This window comes from Micromonospora sp. KC721, from assembly GCF_004348355.1.
Lineage (GTDB): Bacteria > Actinomycetota > Actinomycetes > Mycobacteriales > Micromonosporaceae > Micromonospora.
The window spans coordinates 1-2,217 of sequence record NZ_SMJY01000362.1 but is presented as its reverse complement, the minus strand read 5'-3'; the positions used below and the strand labels follow the sequence as shown (position 1 = coordinate 2,217).

At 75.3% G+C, this 2,217-nt stretch carries 2 pseudogenes; both read right to left on the bottom strand.

What is annotated here, in order from left to right:
* A pseudogene (locus tag E1182_RS30310) lies at nucleotides 1-1,129 on the bottom strand (hypothetical protein); the annotation flags it as partial.
* 210 nt (nucleotides 1,130-1,339) lie between these two features.
* Nucleotides 1,340-2,217 (bottom strand): annotated as a pseudogene (locus tag E1182_RS30305) (hypothetical protein); the annotation flags it as partial.

Here is a 2,217-nt window from a genome sequence, read left to right as displayed (position 1 = left end):
GGTCGCCACCGAGCACGTCGTTGGCGTACTTGTTGACCTCGCGAACCTGGTGCTTGTCGTCCACCACCCGGGCGACCGAGGAGTCCGGCGCGTTGATGAACAGGTGGTTCTCCCGCACCTCCAGCTCCAGCGGGCCGGCCGCGCGCTTGCCGGTGACCGTGTCGACCAGCTGGCCGGCGCCGTCGAACGCGTACACGGTGCCGCTGGCCTCGTCGGCGCAGTAGAACCGGCCGGCCCACGCCACGGCCGGGCTCAGCCGGTCACCGGCGCCCGGCACGGTGAACTCCCGCACCTCGCCCGAGCCGTCGGCGACGACGTGCACCCGCCGCTCGCCGGCGACCGTGACCGGCACGGCCGGGCCGCTGGTCCGGGCCGGCAGCGTGCCGGCGGCGGCCATGCTCAGCGCGGTTCGCCGGATGGTTCCGCCGCGGACGGTGACCAGCGACGCGGAGGTGCGGTCCAGCACCGCCACCCCGTCGTCCAGGGTGGACACCACCAGCTCGTGGCTCGGCCCGGCGACCGGATACGTCTCGACCCGCTCCGGGCCGGCGGTGGACGGGGCGTCGGCCGGTTCGGCGGGCAGCCGGGCCGGGGTGACCGCCGAGACGGTCCCCTGGCTGGGCACCGCGATCCAGAGCCGACCCTTGCCGTCGAACGCGCCGCCGGTGATGCCCGGCGGGTACCGCACCGGCTCGCCGACCGGGGTCAGCGAGCGCGGGTCGAGCTGCCGGACGATGCCCTGCACGGCGTCGACCACGAACGCCGCGTCCTCGTGCAGGGCCACGTTCACGCCGAGGCCGGGTGTGGTGGGGGTGGTCGCGGTGATCTGCAGGGTGGCCAGGTCCAGCGAGCTGACCTGTCCGGTCCGCAGGTCGCGCAGGACCAGCAGCCGGTCGGTCTGGGTGACCTGCATCGGATGCCGCCGTGCTCCCGGGATCCCCATCCGGGTGTCGACCCGGGCGGTGACCCCGTTGACCCGGGCGATCTCGCTGCGGGCCGCGCTCCACAACCAACTGCTGGCGTCGTAGTTGGCCACCGCGTTGTCGGCAGCGCCCAGGCCCAGCACGGTGAGGCCCATGGCGGCCAGCAACGCGCCGACGGTGCCGATGGTGACCAGCCCACCCCGCATCCGCGAGCGCCGGGCCGGTGTCGGGCTGTCGGTGCTCACGGCGTCCTCGATGGTGGCCACGGCCGGCTGCCTCCCCGTCTGGCTCTTCCCGGTGGCGCCGTGCGCCGGCGACCTCCCCTGAACCGTGGGACATCATATGGGCCGGCCCGGCGCACCGGAACCCGCACCGTCGATGCGATGGACACCCAGCGTGTACGGTGTGGACGGCGGTCAGCGCGCCGGCGAGCGCCGTCCCCGGTCCGTGCAGACCTGCCCCGACGTCGCGAAGGCATCCGTGGAGTAGACCGCCAACACGGTGAAGCAGTAGTCGACCGTCCCGCTCAGCCCGTTGAGCGTGTACGACGTCTGTCCGGCCTCGACAGAGCCCATCACGCCCAGGGTCGTGCCGGCGCGCCCGCCGGCAACCATGAACGGCACCCCGCCGTTCGTCGGATCCGACCACTTGATGGTCACGCTGGTGCCGTTGTCGCGCAGCGTCAGGTTGTCGGGCGGAGCGCCGGTGGCTCTCGGCGCGACCGGGGACGGGCGGCCGCCGGCCGGCCCGGGTGGTACCTCGCCGCCGCCCAGCAGCACCGTGCCGACCAGGCCGGCGACGGCCACCACCAGCACACCGACCACGACCGCGACCACCACCGGGCCGCGTCCGCGCCGCGCGGGTTCGACCTCCATCGGGTACGTCACCGGGGCCACCGGCGGGTACGTCGCCAGGGTCGGTTCCTGGCCCAGCGGCGGGTACGTCGCCAGGGTCGGCTCCTGGCCCAGCGGCGGCGGCTGGTCGACCGGCTCCCGCGGCCCGGGCAGGGTGTCGTCCGGCAGGCGTTCGGGGACGTCGTAGGCGACCAGCGGCTCGTCGACCCAGTCCGCCGACCTCTCCCGGTCGGCCGGTGCTGCGGCGTCCGGACCGGGCCGGTCGTCGGGAGGCGGCACGGTCAGCGGTTGCGCGGGCGCGGCACTGCTCCACGGCGGGGCTGTCAGGCTCCACGGCGGGGCGCTGTAGGGCGTGCCGCTGACGGGGGCGGCGCTGACCGGCGGAGGCGGTACCGCCGGCCGGTGGGGTGCCGGTGGCGCGCTCACCACCGGCACCCCAC